This window comes from Cupriavidus sp. 05N40, from assembly GCF_056397305.1.
The window spans coordinates 52,568-66,505 of the sequence record NZ_JBFTND010000037.1; the positions used below are offsets into that span (position 1 = coordinate 52,568).

Here is a 13,938-nt window from a genome sequence, read left to right on the forward strand (position 1 = left end):
TTCGGCCCGGCGCGCGCATGGTGCATCTCGCGCCGGGCCGCCATGCCGCTGCCTGCAATCTGCTGTCTGCAATCTGCAGTCCGCAGTCCGGCGGCTTGCTATTTGTGGTCGTTGCCGGCCGGCTTCTGCCGGATGGCCAGGCGGTAGATCTTCACCGGATACGTGATCTGCGCCGGGGCGCCCGCCAGGTTCGCCGAGGTGCGGTCGAGCTGGGCCGCCGGCATGTAGAGGTCACCGTCGTTGGAAACCCACATGGCATCGATCCAGGTCAGCCGCGGGTCCGCGACCAGCGTGGAAACCGTGCCGTCCGGCGCGATCTTCATCACGCTGCGGTTGGTGACCTTCGACATATAGATGTTGCCGGCGGCATCGATCGCGCTGCCCGCCGCCATCCATGTGTCGGCCACCTTTTCCACGGCCGCGGCAACGGCCGCCTTGGGCGCGCCCGGATCGTCGAGCAGCGCGGTCGGCACCCGTGCCAGCGGGCCGCCGATCGGCTGGAAGTACAGCCACTTGCCGTCGGGGCTGACTTCGAGCTGGTCGATGTTGACGTACTTGCTGCTGGTAGGCTTGCCGGTGCTGTCCGGGATCGGGTCCTTCAGCGTGATCACGCGCCCGCCGTCCGCGATCATCGCGTGCGCGGCCACGGTGGACGGATGATCTTCCAGCGTGCGGTGCATTTTGCCGCTGGCCAGGTCCAGCACGACGACGGCGGGATGGATGGCGGCGGCATCGCTGATATAAGCCGTGTTGCCGTTGAAGCGGATGTCGTTGAAGTAGCTGTATTCGCGGACCACGGCGGGGTCGGCCTGGTAGATGCGGCGGATGCGGTTGGTCCCGACGTCGATCTGCACGATCTTCGCGGCCCCGGGCACGGCCTTGCCGCCTACGCGCGGGCCGCCGGCGTCCACCACCCACAGGTCGCCGTCGGGGCCGATGCGCACCGTGTTGACGTGCAGCAGCGTAGTGCGGGGATCCGCGGCGTCCTTCCACAGGCTCCATTCCAGGTTCGGGTAGGGCAGGAACTTGCCGTCCTTCAGCTCCGCGACCTGCGCGCCGGGTCCCTCCACCTGCGGCATCGACACGAACAGGCGGCCATCCGGCGTGGTCGCCACGGCGTTGACGACGCGGTCCGAGCTGGCCACCTCGACCAGCCGCGGGTCCTGCGCGGTGGGCATCGGATCCGTCGCGGCCGCGGCGCCGAATACCGGACCGGCGAGCATCGCGCCCAGCAAGAACCGGCGCAGGGCGGCGCCGATGCGGGCAGGCGCGTGGCGCTGCGGCGTCGGTGCGTTGGCGTGTGTGCGTTGCATGGTCTGTCTCCTTTCTGGCTTCTTCAATTGCCTTGTGGTGCCGTGTCGCCGGCATCCGCTTCAGGTGAGCTTGATCTGTGCCTCGCGGATCAGCGCGCCCCATTTGGCGTGTTCCGCGCGGATATGGGCGGCGAACTGCGACGACGTGGTGGGCGTGGCGATGCTGCCCTCCTGCGCCAGCTTCTGCTGCACATCGGGGCGTGCCAGCACCTTGATGGTCGACGCGGAAAGCCTTGCGGTGATTTCGGCCGGCAGGCCCGAGGGGCCGACCAGCCCCAGCCATGTGGTCGCCTCGAAGCCGGCGAAGCCCTGCTCGGCGATCGTGGGAGCCGACGGCAGCGCAGGCAGGCGCTGCGCGGAGGTGACCGCGATCGCGCGGATCTTGCCTGCCAGCAGCTGCGGCATCACCGACACGGTATTGCCGAAGTACGCGTCCACCTGCCCGCCGAGCAGGTCGGTCATGGCGGGGCCCGCCCCCTTGTATGGCACCTGCAGGACCCGCACCCCGGCGCGCCGTGCCAGCATCTCCCCGGCAAGATGCCCGACCGTGCCGTTGCCGGCCTGGGCAACGCCCATCTCGCCATTGCGCGCCTTCGCGGCCTTGACGAAATCGGCCAGCGTGCGCAGCGGCGAGTCCTGGCGCACCACCAGGACCACGGGCTGCGCCGCCACGCCGACGATGGGCGTGAAGTCCTTGAGCGGGTCGAAGGGCATCTTCGGATAGAGCGCCGGATTGATGGCGAGGTTGGCCGCCTGGCCCATGCCGATCGTGTAGCCATCGGCTGCCGCCTTGGCGACCGCGTCCAGTCCGATGTTGCCGCCGGCGCCGGGCTTGTTGTCGACCACCAGGGTCCAGCGCTCCAGCACGGTCAGCTTCTCGGCGATCAGGCGCGAAGTGGCATCGGTGCCGCCGCCCGGCGGGAACGGCACCACCAGGCGAAGGGGCTTCTGCGGCCAGGGGCCTTGCGCGCGAGCCAGGCCCGCGGCGGCCAGCGCGACCGCGGCGCCTGCTTGAAGAAATCGACGGCGTTGCATGAGTGTCTCCGCTTGTGTTGGATGCGCCCCTCTGCGGGGGCGGACTGCCTTCAGACCGGCAAGCCCTTGGCGCGCAAGGTGGCGTCGAAGCGCTCGGGGTCCGACGTACCGGCGGCATTGCCGGCGCGGATCTTCGCCTCCTTCTCCAGGTGGGCACGCGTGCGCAGCAGGATGTCGGCGGCCTGCGCCGCCGGCACGGCAATYACGCCGTCCGCGTCGCCCACGATCAGGTCGCCCGGCATGACCGCCATGCCCGCGCACGAGACCGGCACGTTGATTTCGCCGGGGCCGTCCTTGCTCGGGCCGCGATGCGTGTTGCCGCGCGCGAAGACCGGCATGCCGTCCTCTGCCCATTCGAGGACATCGCGGATCGCGCCGTCGATGACCAGTCCGCCGAGCTTCTTTGCCAGGCAGGTGGTGCGCATCAGGCCGCCGACCAGCGCCTGCGTCACATCCGCGCCGCCGTCGATGACGAGCACGTCGCCCGGCCGGACCATCATCAGGGCCTTGTGGATCATCAGGTTGTCGCCGGGGCGCACGCGCACGGTCACGGCGGGGCCGCACAGCACAGTCTCCGGGCGCCGGTGATAGGGGCGCAGGCCGATGGTGCCGATATGGCGGCTCATGGCATCGCCGATGGCTGCCACCGGCATCTCGCGGAAGGCCGCGACGAGCGCGGGCGCGGGGCCATCGGCAACCGGGTTGATGCGGTATCCGGCCGGCCATGACGGCGTGGGGTTCTGTTCGGCGTTCATCGGGGTCTCCTTGGAATGCATTGCGTGGGGATTGGCAGAGGCGGYGGCCTCATGCGGAAAGCAGGTCTTGCGGGTCGAGCGCGCCCGGGTTGACGCAGGCGTGGATCGGCGGCGGGGTGCCCTGCAGGAAGCCGAGTACATTGCGCGCCGCTTCACTGGCCATCGCGGCCAGCGCCGCCGGCGTGGAGCCGCCCACGTGGGGCGTGAGCACCACGTTGTCGAGCGTCAGCAGCGCGCTGTCGGCGGGCAACGGCTCGACGGCCATGGTGTCCAGCCCGGCCGCATGGAGCTGGCCGCCGCGCAGCGCGTGGACCAGCGCCGCTTCGTCGACGACTTCGCCACGCGCGGTATTGATGAGAATGCCGCCGCGCTTCATGCGGGAGAACTGCGGCGCGCCGAGCATATTGCGCGTGTGGCGGTTCAGGGGAACGTGCAGGCTCACCACGTCGCTGATGTCGAGCAGCGCATCGAGCGCCTCGCAGCGCACCACGTCGCCGACAGGAAGCGGGCCCCGGACCAGGCCCGGATCGAAGGTAGCGACCTGCATGCCGAGCGCCAGGCACACGCGGGCGACCCGCTGCGCGACCTGGCCAAACCCGACCAGGCCGATGGTGCGGCCGTGCAGCTCCATCCCGTCCTGCGCACGCGACCAGCGGCCGGCGTGCAGCTCGCGGTCCATCCACGCGAGGCGACGCGCCGCGGCGAACATCAGGCCAAGCGTCAGCTCCGCGACGGACTGCGCGTTGGCGCCGGGCGTGACATAGACCGGGATGCCCAGCTCCGTGGCGGCATCGACGTCGATATTGCTGACGCCGACGCCATGCTTGGAGATCACCTTGAGCGTGGGACAGGAACGGATGGCAGCCCTGCCGAGCGTGACGGTGCGGGAGATGACGGCGTCGACGGGAAGACTGGCGAGCAAGCGTTCGACCTCGCCTGCATCGTCGGCATTGGCCAGGTAGTGCACGCGGGCATCTGCGGCCTCCAGCAGGCGCACGCCGGCGGGTGCGAGACGGGTTGCGGTGACAAGGATGGTGTAGGACATGGCAGCGAACGTTGGATCGATGCTGAATTCTTGTCCCGCAGACCGATGCCGTCCAGCTTATAATTTTTGTCGTTTGTTAAATAAAAGTAATCAGTTGGGGTATCGCCCCCGCGGCTGCAACCGAGGTGCCGAGATGGATCTGCGCGACCTGAAGTACTTTCTTGCCGTGGCCAATGCCGGCAATTTCCGCCGCGCCGCCGAGCTGGTGCATCGCAGCCAGCCAACCCTGACCAAGGCCGTCGACCGGCTCGAATCGTCCCTTGGGGCGGCGCTGTTCGAGCGTGAGGGCCGCGGCCAGAAGCTGAGCGCCGCCGGCATCGCGCTGCGCGCCCGCGCGGCCTCCCTGCTGCAGGAAGCGGACCTGCTGCGCGACGAGGTGGGCGCCATCGCCCGTGGCGTGGCCGGCACGGTGAGGCTGGGCAGCGGGCCGCTGGGCGCGGAGTACCTGCTGCCGCGCATCTGCAAGATGCTGCTCGGCCAGGCCCCCGACGTGGTGCTGCAACTGACCATTCGCAACAACTACGAATTGCGCGACGAATTGCGCGAAGGCCGGCTCGACGTGGTGCTCGGCTTCGTTCCCGAACAGGAAGACGAGTTCCACTGCGAGACCTTGCTCGAAGACACCGTGGTGGTCGCGGCGGTCAAGGGGCATCCGATCTTCCGGATCCGCAAGCCGGTGCCCGAGTCGCTGACCGGCTACCGGTGGGCGCTGCCGAACCGGGCCGTGGCAAGCCGTGCCTGGCTCGACCATGCGCTGGAATCGCGCAGCCTGCCGCGGCCCGTGGTGCAGATCGAAACCAACTCGATTCCGTTGATTCCGCGCGTGGTGGCGGACACCGAGCTGCTGACCTTCGTCTCCCGGCGCACCCTGCGCGCCAGCGGCGGCGACCTCGTCGAAGTCAGGCTGGGGGCTGCCACGCTGGTGCGCAATTTCGGCATCACCTACCGCAAGGACATCGCGCTCTCTCCGGTGGCGGACCGGCTGGTGGGACTGCTGCACGAGCACGGGAAGCTGCTGTTCGACCAGGTGGACTGAGCGCCGGCCGCGCTCAGATATTCCATTTGTCCGCGTCCGCCGCCAGCGCGTCCCTGAGCAACGCAAACTCCTGCTCCAGCCGCGAGTTCAGCGACATATAGCCCGCCCACGGGCCCGCTGCTTCCGGCGCTTCGCGCACGGCCTTGCCCCGCGCCTCCAGCCGCCCGGTCACCCCGTAGGCCAGGGCACGCGCCATCCCGATCAGCATGGCTTGCATGCGCCGCGCCCGCGCGCGCAGCTGGCGCCGGACCGCGGCCGCGTCATCGGCGCCCCCGTCCAGCGGCGGGCGGACCGCCGCCAGCACCTCGAGCAGGCTGATGCACACCCGCAGCGCATGCTGGATCGACTCCAGCTGTGCCATCGGCATCCTGGTCTCCTTGGCCACCGATGGCATCAGCGAGCGCAGCTGCACCAGCAAGCCGCCCTGCAGGACCATCGCACGTTGCAGGGCGGCCTGGTCCAGGCATGCATCCGTGGCGATGGCGCCATGCATGCGCGCGCAGCTGCGCAGCACCTCGGCCAGCTGGTAGCGCCAGGTATAGGTGGCATGCAGCGGCAAGGCAAAGGAGAACAGCAGCGCCACCGCGATGCCGATCAGCACATCGCCCGCGCGCCACAGGCCGTCGGCGACGGCGTTCTCGCCGTGGCCGGCGACGATGAAAATGGTGATGGCCGACAGCAGCGCGACATAGCCGCCCTTGCCGATCGCGTGATACGCGCAGACGGAGCAGGCGATCACGATCAGCGCATAGCTGAGCACCGGCATGTGGAAATAGGATTGCTGCACGATGATCGCCAGCCCCCCGGCCGCGCCGATCAGCGTGCCGAGGGCGCGCTCAGCCGCCTTGCGGCGGATATTGCCGTGGTGCTGCAGGCCACCGATGACCACCAGCAGGGTGATCGATGCCCACTCGCCGTGCGGGATGCGCATGCCGGTGGTCAGCACGATGGACGCCAGCAGCCCGAGCGCCACGCGCACCGCGTGGATCAGGCGGGCATGGCGGTAGCGCCTGGCCGGATCGAGCAAGGGGCGCAGCAGCCGGCGCAGCGGCGGCGGCAGGCGCGAGTGCAGCGGCGACGCCGTCATGCCGGCACGCGGCAACGGCCCGCGCGCCGCGGATCAATGCGCACCGGGCGCCTCGGCGCGGGCCAGCTCCGCGCGCGCATCGTCGAGCTTGCGCTGGCGCGAGGCGATCTTGGATGCGCTGCTGTGGTTGTCCTGGGCCTTCTGCAGGTCAGCCTCCCGCTCGCCTACCTTGGCGCGCAGCCGGGCGATCTTCTGCTGGTGCTTGTGTTCCTGCGCGGCGTCGGTGCAGTGCTTCCTGGTCTGCGCCAGCGCCGTTTCCAGCCCGGCGAGCTGCTCCTGGTTGCCATGCGCCCGCGCGGCGTCGATCTGGCGGCTGATGCGCTGCATCTTGTCCCGGCACGACTCGCCGGTGGACTGCGCTGAGGCGATGCCTGCGAACAGGCAGAGGACCACGGTCATGGCGGCGCGCTGCATTGTGTCTCCCCGGACGACGATGAACCAGCAAGATGCCTGCTAGTGTCGCGCGCCTTGCGCGGGAAGGCAACCCGGCCACCGAAGGCCGGCGCCGCGCACGCGCCAGCGCTCCCGGCCGCGGGGATCGGTCAGCAGCCAGGCGCGGCGCGGTATGGGCGCGGTATGGGCGCGGTATCGCCGCGGCAGGCCGTCAGCCGGCGTCGAACGCACGCTGTTCCTGCGCTACCAGCCTTGCCAGCAAGGGTGCCGGCGCCCAGTGCGCGCCATGGGCGGCCTCGAGCGCGCGGATCTTCTCCAGCGTCGGCGCCAGGCCGGCGGACTGCGCATGGAACATCGGGCCACCGCGCCATGCCGGGAAGCCGTAGCCGTGCACGTAGACCACGTCGATATCCGCCGCGCAGCGCGCGATTCCCTCCTCCAGGATGCGCGCGCCTTCGTTGACCAGCGCCAGCATGCAGCGCTCCACGATCTCCTCGTCGCTGATATCGCGGCGCCGGATGCCGGCCTCGGCGGCGCAGCCACGAATGATCTCGTCGACCACCGGATCGGGCAGCGGCACGCGGCTGCCCGGTTCGTAGCGATAGTAGCCGGCAGCGGTCTTCTGGCCAAAGCGGCCCATCTCGCAGATGCGGTCGGCCACGCTGGAATAGCGCAAGTGCGCGGGCCGCGCGGGCGCCAGCCGCTTGCGCGTGGCCCAGTTGATATCCATGCCGGCCAGGTCCGCCATGGCCAGCGGGCCCATGGCCATGCCGAAGCGCGTGAGCGCGCCGTCCACCTGCTGCGGCGAAGCACCTTCCTCCAGCAGGAAGCCGGCTTCGCGCCAGTATGGCGTGAGCATGCGGTTGCCGACGAAGCCCTCGCATACGCCCACCAGCACTGGAATCTTCCCGACCGCCCGGGCCAGCGTCATGCAGGCAGCGATCACCTCTGGCGCGGTGCGCTTGCCCTGCACCACCTCCAGCAGCTTCATCACGTTGGCCGGGCTGAAGAAGTGCAGCCCGATCACGTCCTGCGGGCGCGCGGTGGCCACCGCGATGACATCGATGTTCAGGCGGGAGGTATTGGTGGCCAGGATCGCGCCCGGCTTGCAGATGGCATCGAGCCGGCTGAACACGGCCTGCTTGACGGCCATGTCCTCGAACACGGCCTCGATGACCAGGTCGGCATGCGCCAGGTCCGTGTCGGCGAGCGTTGGCGTGATCAGCGCCATGCGCTGCGCGACCTCCTGCTCCGTGAGCTTGCCCCTGGCGGCGCTGACCCCGTAGTTGTGGCGGATCAGTGCCAGCCCGCGCTCCAGCGCGGCCTGCTGCTGCTCGCACAGGACCACCGGGAAGCCGGCGTTGGCGAAGGCCATGGCGATACCCGCGCCCATGGTGCCGGCCCCCAGGATGCCCACGCGCGCCACCACGCGCGGGGCGACTCCGGCAGGCAGGGCRGCGACCTTGGGCGCCGTGCGCTCGGCAAAGAACAGATGGCGCAGCGCCTTCGATTCCTGCCCCGCCACCAGTTCGTCGAAATGCGCGCGTTCCGCATCCAGCCCCGCTTCCACCGGCAAGCGCGCCGCCGCCTCCACGCAGGCGATGGCGGCGCGCTGCGCCCGTGCATTGCGCGCCCTGGGGCTCACCGCCGCCAGGCACGCGGCAAAGTCCACGCCCGCGGCATCGGCGCACGGCTTGCGCGAGATCACGAGATGGGCGCCCGGCAAACCCGCCACGCGCCCGGCAAACGCCACGGCGGCAGGCAGGGGCTCGCCCGCGATCAGTGCGTCGGCCATGCCCAGCGCCACGGCCTTGTCGCCGCGCACCGGCTGGCCGGACTGGATCAGCGCCAGCGCCGCGGCCACGCCGATCAGGCGCGGCAGCCGCTGCGTGCCGCCGCCGCCCGGCACCAGGCCGAGGTTGACTTCGGGCAGGCCCAGGCTGGCATCGGCGGTGGCGATGCGGTAGTGGCAGCCGAGGGCAAGCTCCATGCCCCCACCCAGCGCCACGCCGTGGATGGCCGCCACCACCGGCTTGGCGCACGCCTCGATGCGCGCGATGACCTCGCGCAGTGTGGGCCGTGCCGCGGCGGCAGGCGTGTTGAACTGGCGGATATCGGCGCCGCCGCAGAAGACCTTGCCGGCCCCGAGGATGACCACCGCCGCGACGGCTTCGTCCTGCGCGGCCATGCCGAGGCCCTCGAACAGCCCGCGCCGCACGGTGTCGCCCAGGCCATTGACCGGCGGGTTGTCGATCAGCAATACCGCCACGCGGCCATGGCGCCCGTAGCGCACGGCGGGGGTCAGGGCGAGGAAGTCCGGGCTCGGGGCAAGGACGGCGGGGGCTGTGGTACCGGCGGAATGCGAAGTCATGTCAGGCTCGGAAAGACCCAGGGAGAGATCAGAGGGCGGTGGAAAGAATGGCCGTGGCCTGGCTCGACAGCACGCCGCCATTGCCATGGACCAGGGCGACCTCGGCGTCCCGCACCTGGCGGGCACCGGCTTCGCGGCGCAGTTGCGTGACTGCCTCGATCACCAGGAAGATGCTGTACATGCCCGGGTGCGTGCAGGACAGCCCGCCGCCGTTGGTGTTCATCGGCAAGGCCCCGCCCGGCTCGATGCGCCCGCCGGAAACGAAGGCGCCTCCCTCGCCCTTGGCGCAGAAGCCGAGGTCCTCCAGGAACAGGATCGGGTTGATGGTGAAGGCGTCGTACAGTTCCACCACGTCGATATCGGCCGGCGTCAGCCCGGCTTCGGCGAAGGCGGTGCGCCCCGATGCCGCGGCCGGGGTCACGGTCAGGTCATCCATGCAGGAGATCTGGCGGTGCCAGTGCGCATGGCCGCAGCCGAGCACGTAGACCGGGCTGGCATGCAGGCCGCGCGCGCGGTCGGCGCGCGCGACCACGAAAGCCCCCGCGCCGTCGGTGACCAGGCAGYAATCGCGCACCGTGAGCGGGTCGGAAATCATTTTGGCGCTGATCACGTCGTCCACGCTCAGCGGCCCGCGCGAGAAGGCATCCGGGTTGAGCCGGGCCCACTTGCGCGCGGCCACCGCCACCTCCGCCAGCTGGGTGCGCGTGGTGCCGTACTGGTGCATGTGGCGCGCCGCCGCCAGCGCGTAGCTGCTCGCCGGGTTGAAGGGCTTGTACGGATGCTCGTAGGGCTGCGGGTCCAGCTCGGCGCGCATCTGGTTGATGCGCGAGCTGCTCGGCACGCTGCGCGGCGTGCTGCCGTAGCAGATCAGCACGTTGTCGCACTGGCCGGCTTCGATGGCCATCGCCGCGACGTTCAGGTCGGCGATGAAGGAGGAGCCGCCGAACATGGTGCTGTCGGAGAAGCGCGGCCGGATGCCGAGATACTCGGCCATGCGCATCACCCACCAGGGCGATGTCAGGCTGGAGGTGATGATGCCGTCGATATCCCGCATGCGCAGGCCGCTGGCTGTCACCGCCGCGCGCGCCGCCTGCGCGATGATCTCCTGCTCGGTGCGGCCGCCGGCGTGGCCCATGCCCGCCAGCCCGGTGCCGAGAATGGCGATGGCGCCGCGCCGCTTCGCTTGTGTGCTGCCCGTCATTGCGACTCCATGGGAATGAACTCCAGCAGCGGCCCGGCCGCCTCCTGCGCGACGCGCGCCTGCACGCGCAAGCCGATCCTGACGGCATCCGGCGCAACGCCGGCAACCCGGCTCATCATGCGCGGCCCTTCGTCGAGATCGACCAGGCTGACGTTGTAGTCGCCTTCCGGCCGGCGCACCGTGGTGGTGGAATAGACCGTGCCGCTGCCTGCGGGCGCGTGCCAGGCCAGCGCGTCCGAGCCGCAGTGCGGGCACAGCACGCGCGGGAAGAAATGCCAGCGGCGGCAGTCCTCGCAGCGGGGAATGACAAAGCTGCCCTGGGCCAGCTTGCCGAAATAGAAGGCGTCCGCGCCCTGGGCCGCCTCGCTTGCAGGGGCGCCRGGGCCATTCGGATCGTCACGCAGGGCATTCGCTGCGCGATTGGTGTTTTCCGCCGGCGTCATTCGTCCACCTTCACGCCCGTGACCTGTACCGTGCGCTGCCACTTGGCCACTTCGGCCTCCACGTACTGGCGGAATGCCGCCGGGTCCAGCGTGCCGCCGGGCTCGGCGCTCTGCTTGCGCAGCTTGGCGGCCATCTCGGGCGAGCCCATGATGCGGTTGGCCTCGTGGTTCAGGCGCGCCACGATCTCCGGCGCGGTGCCGGCAGGCGCGTACAGGCCGAGCCAGGTGTAGAGGTCGTAGTTCTTGAAGCCCGCTTCGGCGATGGCGGGCAGGTCGGGGAACAGCTTGCTGCGCTCGGCGCTGGTGACCGCAAGGGGCCGCAGCTTGCCGGCGGCAATGAAGGCGGACACGCTCATGGAATCCTGGAACACCATCGGGATCTGCCCGGCCACCACGTCGTTGGTGGAGGGCGATGCGCCCTTGTACGGCACATGCACCAGCGGCACGCCCGCCACTTGCCGGAACAGTTCGCCGGCCAGGTGGGTGGAGCCGCCCACGCCGGCGGACCCGTACGGCACGCTCGGCTGCGCCCTGGCCCACTTGATGAACTCCGGCAAGGTCCTGGCCGGCACCGAAGGATTCACGACCAGCATGTTCGGCGCCTTGGCGATCAGGGCGATCGGCTCGAAATCCTTCACCGGCTGGTAGCGCACGCTCTTCTGCACCGCCGGCCCGATCACATGGCCCGTGGCGCTGAGCAGCAGCGTGTAGCCGTCATTGGGCCTGCGTGCCACGTACTCGGTCGCGACCTGCCCGGCCGCGCCGGGGCGGTTCTCCACCACGAAGCTCTGCTTGAACGCCTGCGACAATTCCGCCGCCAGCAGCCGCCCCACGATATCCGTCATGCCGCCGGGCGCGAATGCCACCACGATGGTGACCGGCTTGGCCGGATAGGCGTCGGCCTTGGCCGGTTGCGCGTGCGCGTGGCCGGCGGCCAGGAGGCAAGCAAGGACACTGCAACACAAGACGGGCAGGCGCACGCGGCCCTGGATGGAATTCATGGCGGTCTCCGGATCGTTCGTTTTTGTATGTCGCCGAAGGACCGTCGCGAGACGAAGGATCCGCCACCGACAGCCTGAGGCTGGGGGCCAGTATATTTTTGGCCGCGCGCGTCAGGCCATCCGAAAAATTCGAACCGGYGGTTCGCGGAATTGGAACGCTGCCCTGGTGCCGCGGGAAATGCGCGCCATCGCGAGGCGCTGTCGCGGGCTATCGATGGGGGCTATCGATGGGGGCTATCGGCGGGTGCTATCGGCGGGCGGCCATCGGTCGCCTGCGGGCAGGCTGGATGGCGCGGGTGCCCGGCCCTGACGGGCCGGGGCGAGGCGGGGAACAGGCTTGCGGCGCATGGCGCGCCGCCGTCTTCAGCCTCCCTTGAAGATTTCGCTGGCGCCCACGTACACGCGGATGCCCCTGGCTTGCGCCAGTTCGGGAGCGATCAGGCTGAGGTCGAGCGAGGTGCCCCCGATCGCCTGCAGGAAGGTCCAGCCAACCGTCTTGTCGCCGGCGCGGAAGGCCACCGACTCGCCCGAGGCGACCTCGATGTAGTTCATGCCCGGCGTCAGCGTCACGGTGCGGGTGGTGGTACGCAACTCGGCGGGGCTGCCGAACAAGGCCGCGACCCGGCTGGCAATGGCGGTGGGCGCGGTGGCTGGCGCAGAGGCGGATGCGGGGATGCCGGCGCTCCACGCCGGCGACATGCTGAGGAGGGAGAGAGCCAGCGCGGCGGCCAGCTTTTGCTTCGTGATCATTGCTTTTCCTTGTGCCTACCCGTGTCGTCCTGGGTACACGAGGAAAGTGTAGCCATGCCCATGGCATTCTAAAAATGATATATAAGCTAAATATCAAGTCGTTTTTTTCATGACCGCAGGCTGCCACGGGCGCATCGGCCATGCGCCCGGCTCAAACACGCTCGCGCGTGGCGGCCACCCGCGGGTCATCGAGCAGGAACTGCACGAAGGCGGCAGTGAAGGACGGCAGCTTGCGGTCCGCGCGCACGATCAGGTTCAGTTCGCGGCGCGCCCACGGCTCGGCCAGCCGCACGCCCGCCACGCGGGCTTCGCGCAAGGCCTGCGCGGCGACGCTGCGCGGCACCAGCGCCACGCCAACGCCGGCCTCCACCAGCGATAGCGCGGCCTCGAAGCTGTGTGCGTGCAGGCGCACGTTGGGGCTCTTGCCGGCGCGCTGCGCCATGTCGCGCAGGAACAGGAAGTTGCTGCTGGCGCGGCTCATGCAGACAAAATCGAAATCCAGCGCCGCGCCGAAGCGCAGTTCGTCCTGCCTGGCGAGCGGATGGTCCGCGGGCACGGCCAGGATCAACTCGTCCACGGCATAGCGTTCGATGCGCACGCCGCGCGCGTCGATGTCGCCCGCGAGAATGCCGATGTCGGCTTCCTGCGCCGCCACCGCGGAAGGTATGGCCTGGCTGGCGCGCTCTTCGAGATCGATGTTGACGTCAGGGTTGCCCGCCAGGAAGCGGCTGACGCTGGGAATGATGAAGCCGTTGAGCGAGCTGCTGTTGGCCAGCAGCCGGATATGGCCTTTCAACCCCGCCGAGAAGCGCCCCACTTCGCCGTGCATGCGCTCCACGCCCTGCAGCAGTTCGCGCACATGGGTCAGCAGCGTCTCGCCGGCGGGCGTGAGCTCCATGCCGCGCGCGTTGCGCACGAACAGCGGCGTGCCCATCGCATGCTCGAGGTTCTTCAGGCGATAGCTGGCGGCGGAGGCGGTGATATGGACGGCAGATGCCCCGTTGGACAGGTTCTGCGCTTCGGCGATGGCCTGGAACAGGCGCAGGTCGGTCAATTCGTAGCGCAAGGTGTCTCCGTTCTGTTTTCGTGGCGCGGCCCGCCATCCGGCAAGGCCGCGCCACGATTCTAGAACAACCCCGCTGCCTGCCTCAGGCCAGCGTGAGGCGCACGTCGATATTGCCGCGCGTGGCGTTCGAGTACGGGCAGACGATGTGGGCCTTGTCCACCAGCGACTGCGCGGCGGCACGGTCCATGCCGGGCAGCGCGATGGTCAGCTCCACCTCGATGCCGAAGCCATTGGGGATGGGGCCGATGCCGACCTGGCCGGTGATGCTGGTATCGGCGGGCAGCGCGATCTTGTCGCGCGCGGCGACAAACTTCATTGCGCCAATGAAGCAAGCCGAGTAGCCGGCGGCGAAGAGTTGCTCGGGGTTGGTGCCGGCACCGCCTGCGCCGCCCAGCTCGCGCGGGGTGGCCAGCTTGACGTCGAGCACGTTGTAGGAAGACAC

General features: G+C 69.7%; 14 protein-coding genes. 1 reads left to right on the plus strand and 13 read right to left on the minus strand.

All coding sequences use genetic code 11. The features are described from left to right. Nucleotides 1-98: 98 nt before the first annotated feature. Genes AC1DO7_RS11415 through AC1DO7_RS11430 form a run of 4 tightly spaced genes read right to left on the minus strand, consistent with a single transcriptional unit; the run spans nucleotide 99 to nucleotide 4,148 of the window. The gene (locus AC1DO7_RS11415) at nucleotides 99-1,313 is read right to left on the minus strand and encodes an SMP-30/gluconolactonase/LRE family protein (RefSeq protein WP_441612109.1); all 1,215 of its coding nucleotides are present in this window, start codon (nucleotides 1,311-1,313) and stop codon (nucleotides 99-101) included. A gap of 60 nt (nucleotides 1,314-1,373) precedes the next feature. After that, a complete protein-coding gene (locus tag AC1DO7_RS11420; RefSeq protein ID WP_441612108.1) occupies nucleotides 1,374-2,348 on the minus strand; it encodes a Bug family tripartite tricarboxylate transporter substrate binding protein in 975 nt (324 codons plus the stop codon). A gap of 50 nt (nucleotides 2,349-2,398) precedes the next feature. Further along, on the minus strand, nucleotides 2,399-3,103 hold the full coding sequence (locus tag AC1DO7_RS11425) for an RraA family protein (RefSeq protein WP_441612107.1): 705 nt from the start codon (nucleotides 3,101-3,103) through the stop codon (nucleotides 2,399-2,401). Between the two features lie 49 nt (nucleotides 3,104-3,152). After that, nucleotides 3,153-4,148, minus strand: a complete 996-nt coding sequence (locus AC1DO7_RS11430; RefSeq protein WP_441612106.1) for a hydroxyacid dehydrogenase — start codon at nucleotides 4,146-4,148, stop codon at nucleotides 3,153-3,155. Nucleotides 4,149-4,281: 133 nt separating this feature from the next. Here AC1DO7_RS11430 and AC1DO7_RS11435 point away from each other — a divergent pair, with 133 nt between their 5' ends. Beyond that, nucleotides 4,282-5,184, plus strand: coding sequence for a LysR family transcriptional regulator (locus AC1DO7_RS11435; RefSeq protein ID WP_441612105.1), 903 nt, complete (start codon nucleotides 4,282-4,284; stop codon nucleotides 5,182-5,184). 13 nt (nucleotides 5,185-5,197) lie between these two features. Here AC1DO7_RS11435 and AC1DO7_RS11440 read toward each other — a convergent pair whose 3' ends face one another. The 9 genes from AC1DO7_RS11440 to AC1DO7_RS11480 all read right to left on the minus strand — a co-directional run. Next, on the minus strand, nucleotides 5,198-6,271 hold the full coding sequence (locus AC1DO7_RS11440; protein WP_441612104.1) for an FUSC family protein: 1,074 nt from the start codon (nucleotides 6,269-6,271) through the stop codon (nucleotides 5,198-5,200). Nucleotides 6,272-6,304: 33 nt separating this feature from the next. Beyond that, on the minus strand, nucleotides 6,305-6,685 hold the full coding sequence (locus AC1DO7_RS11445; protein WP_441612103.1) for a DUF1090 domain-containing protein: 381 nt from the start codon (nucleotides 6,683-6,685) through the stop codon (nucleotides 6,305-6,307). Nucleotides 6,686-6,875: 190 nt separating this feature from the next. Then, complete coding sequence (locus tag AC1DO7_RS11450) at nucleotides 6,876-9,035, minus strand: 3-hydroxyacyl-CoA dehydrogenase NAD-binding domain-containing protein (protein ID WP_441612102.1); 2,160 nt, start codon at nucleotides 9,033-9,035, stop codon at nucleotides 6,876-6,878. A gap of 28 nt (nucleotides 9,036-9,063) precedes the next feature. Further along, complete coding sequence (locus AC1DO7_RS11455) at nucleotides 9,064-10,236, minus strand: thiolase (RefSeq protein WP_477116120.1); 1,173 nt, start codon at nucleotides 10,234-10,236, stop codon at nucleotides 9,064-9,066. After that, complete coding sequence (locus tag AC1DO7_RS11460) at nucleotides 10,233-10,679, minus strand: Zn-ribbon domain-containing OB-fold protein (protein ID WP_441612100.1); 447 nt, start codon at nucleotides 10,677-10,679, stop codon at nucleotides 10,233-10,235. Before AC1DO7_RS11460 ends, AC1DO7_RS11455 begins: the two co-directional genes overlap by 4 nt. After that, nucleotides 10,676-11,680 (minus strand): tripartite tricarboxylate transporter substrate binding protein, encoded by a 1,005-nt coding sequence (locus AC1DO7_RS11465; protein WP_441612099.1) that lies wholly within the window; start codon nucleotides 11,678-11,680, stop codon nucleotides 10,676-10,678. The genes AC1DO7_RS11460 and AC1DO7_RS11465 overlap by 4 nt, the downstream gene beginning before the upstream one ends. Nucleotides 11,681-12,043: 363 nt before the next feature. Further along, nucleotides 12,044-12,430, minus strand: a complete 387-nt coding sequence (locus tag AC1DO7_RS11470) for a CzcE family metal-binding protein (RefSeq protein ID WP_441612098.1) — start codon at nucleotides 12,428-12,430, stop codon at nucleotides 12,044-12,046. 151 nt (nucleotides 12,431-12,581) lie between these two features. Next, entirely contained in the window at nucleotides 12,582-13,496 is a 915-nt protein-coding gene (locus tag AC1DO7_RS11475) for a LysR substrate-binding domain-containing protein (RefSeq protein WP_441612097.1), read from the minus strand. An 82-nt stretch (nucleotides 13,497-13,578) separates the two neighbouring features. Further along, nucleotides 13,579-13,938, minus strand: a 360-nt coding sequence (locus AC1DO7_RS11480) for an organic hydroperoxide resistance protein (RefSeq protein ID WP_477116121.1), incomplete at its 5' end; no start/stop codon positions are given.

Bases quoted from the DNA above. Each gene is read 5' to 3' on its own strand.
- AC1DO7_RS11415 (WP_441612109.1), bottom strand. From the start codon at position 1,313: ATGCAACGCACACACGCCAACGCACCGACGCCGCAGCGCCACGCGCCT.
- AC1DO7_RS11420 (WP_441612108.1), bottom strand. From the start codon at position 2,348: ATGCAACGCCGTCGATTTCTTCAAGCAGGCGCCGCGGTCGCGCTGGCC.
- AC1DO7_RS11430 (WP_441612106.1), bottom strand. From the start codon at position 4,148: ATGTCCTACACCATCCTTGTCACCGCAACCCGTCTCGCACCCGCCGGC.
- AC1DO7_RS11435 (WP_441612105.1), top strand. From the start codon at position 4,282: ATGGATCTGCGCGACCTGAAGTACTTTCTTGCCGTGGCCAATGCCGGC.
- AC1DO7_RS11440 (WP_441612104.1), bottom strand. From the start codon at position 6,271: ATGACGGCGTCGCCGCTGCACTCGCGCCTGCCGCCGCCGCTGCGCCGG.
- AC1DO7_RS11445 (WP_441612103.1), bottom strand. From the start codon at position 6,685: ATGCAGCGCGCCGCCATGACCGTGGTCCTCTGCCTGTTCGCAGGCATC.
- AC1DO7_RS11465 (WP_441612099.1), bottom strand. From the start codon at position 11,680: ATGAATTCCATCCAGGGCCGCGTGCGCCTGCCCGTCTTGTGTTGCAGT.
- AC1DO7_RS11470 (WP_441612098.1), bottom strand. From the start codon at position 12,430: ATGATCACGAAGCAAAAGCTGGCCGCCGCGCTGGCTCTCTCCCTCCTC.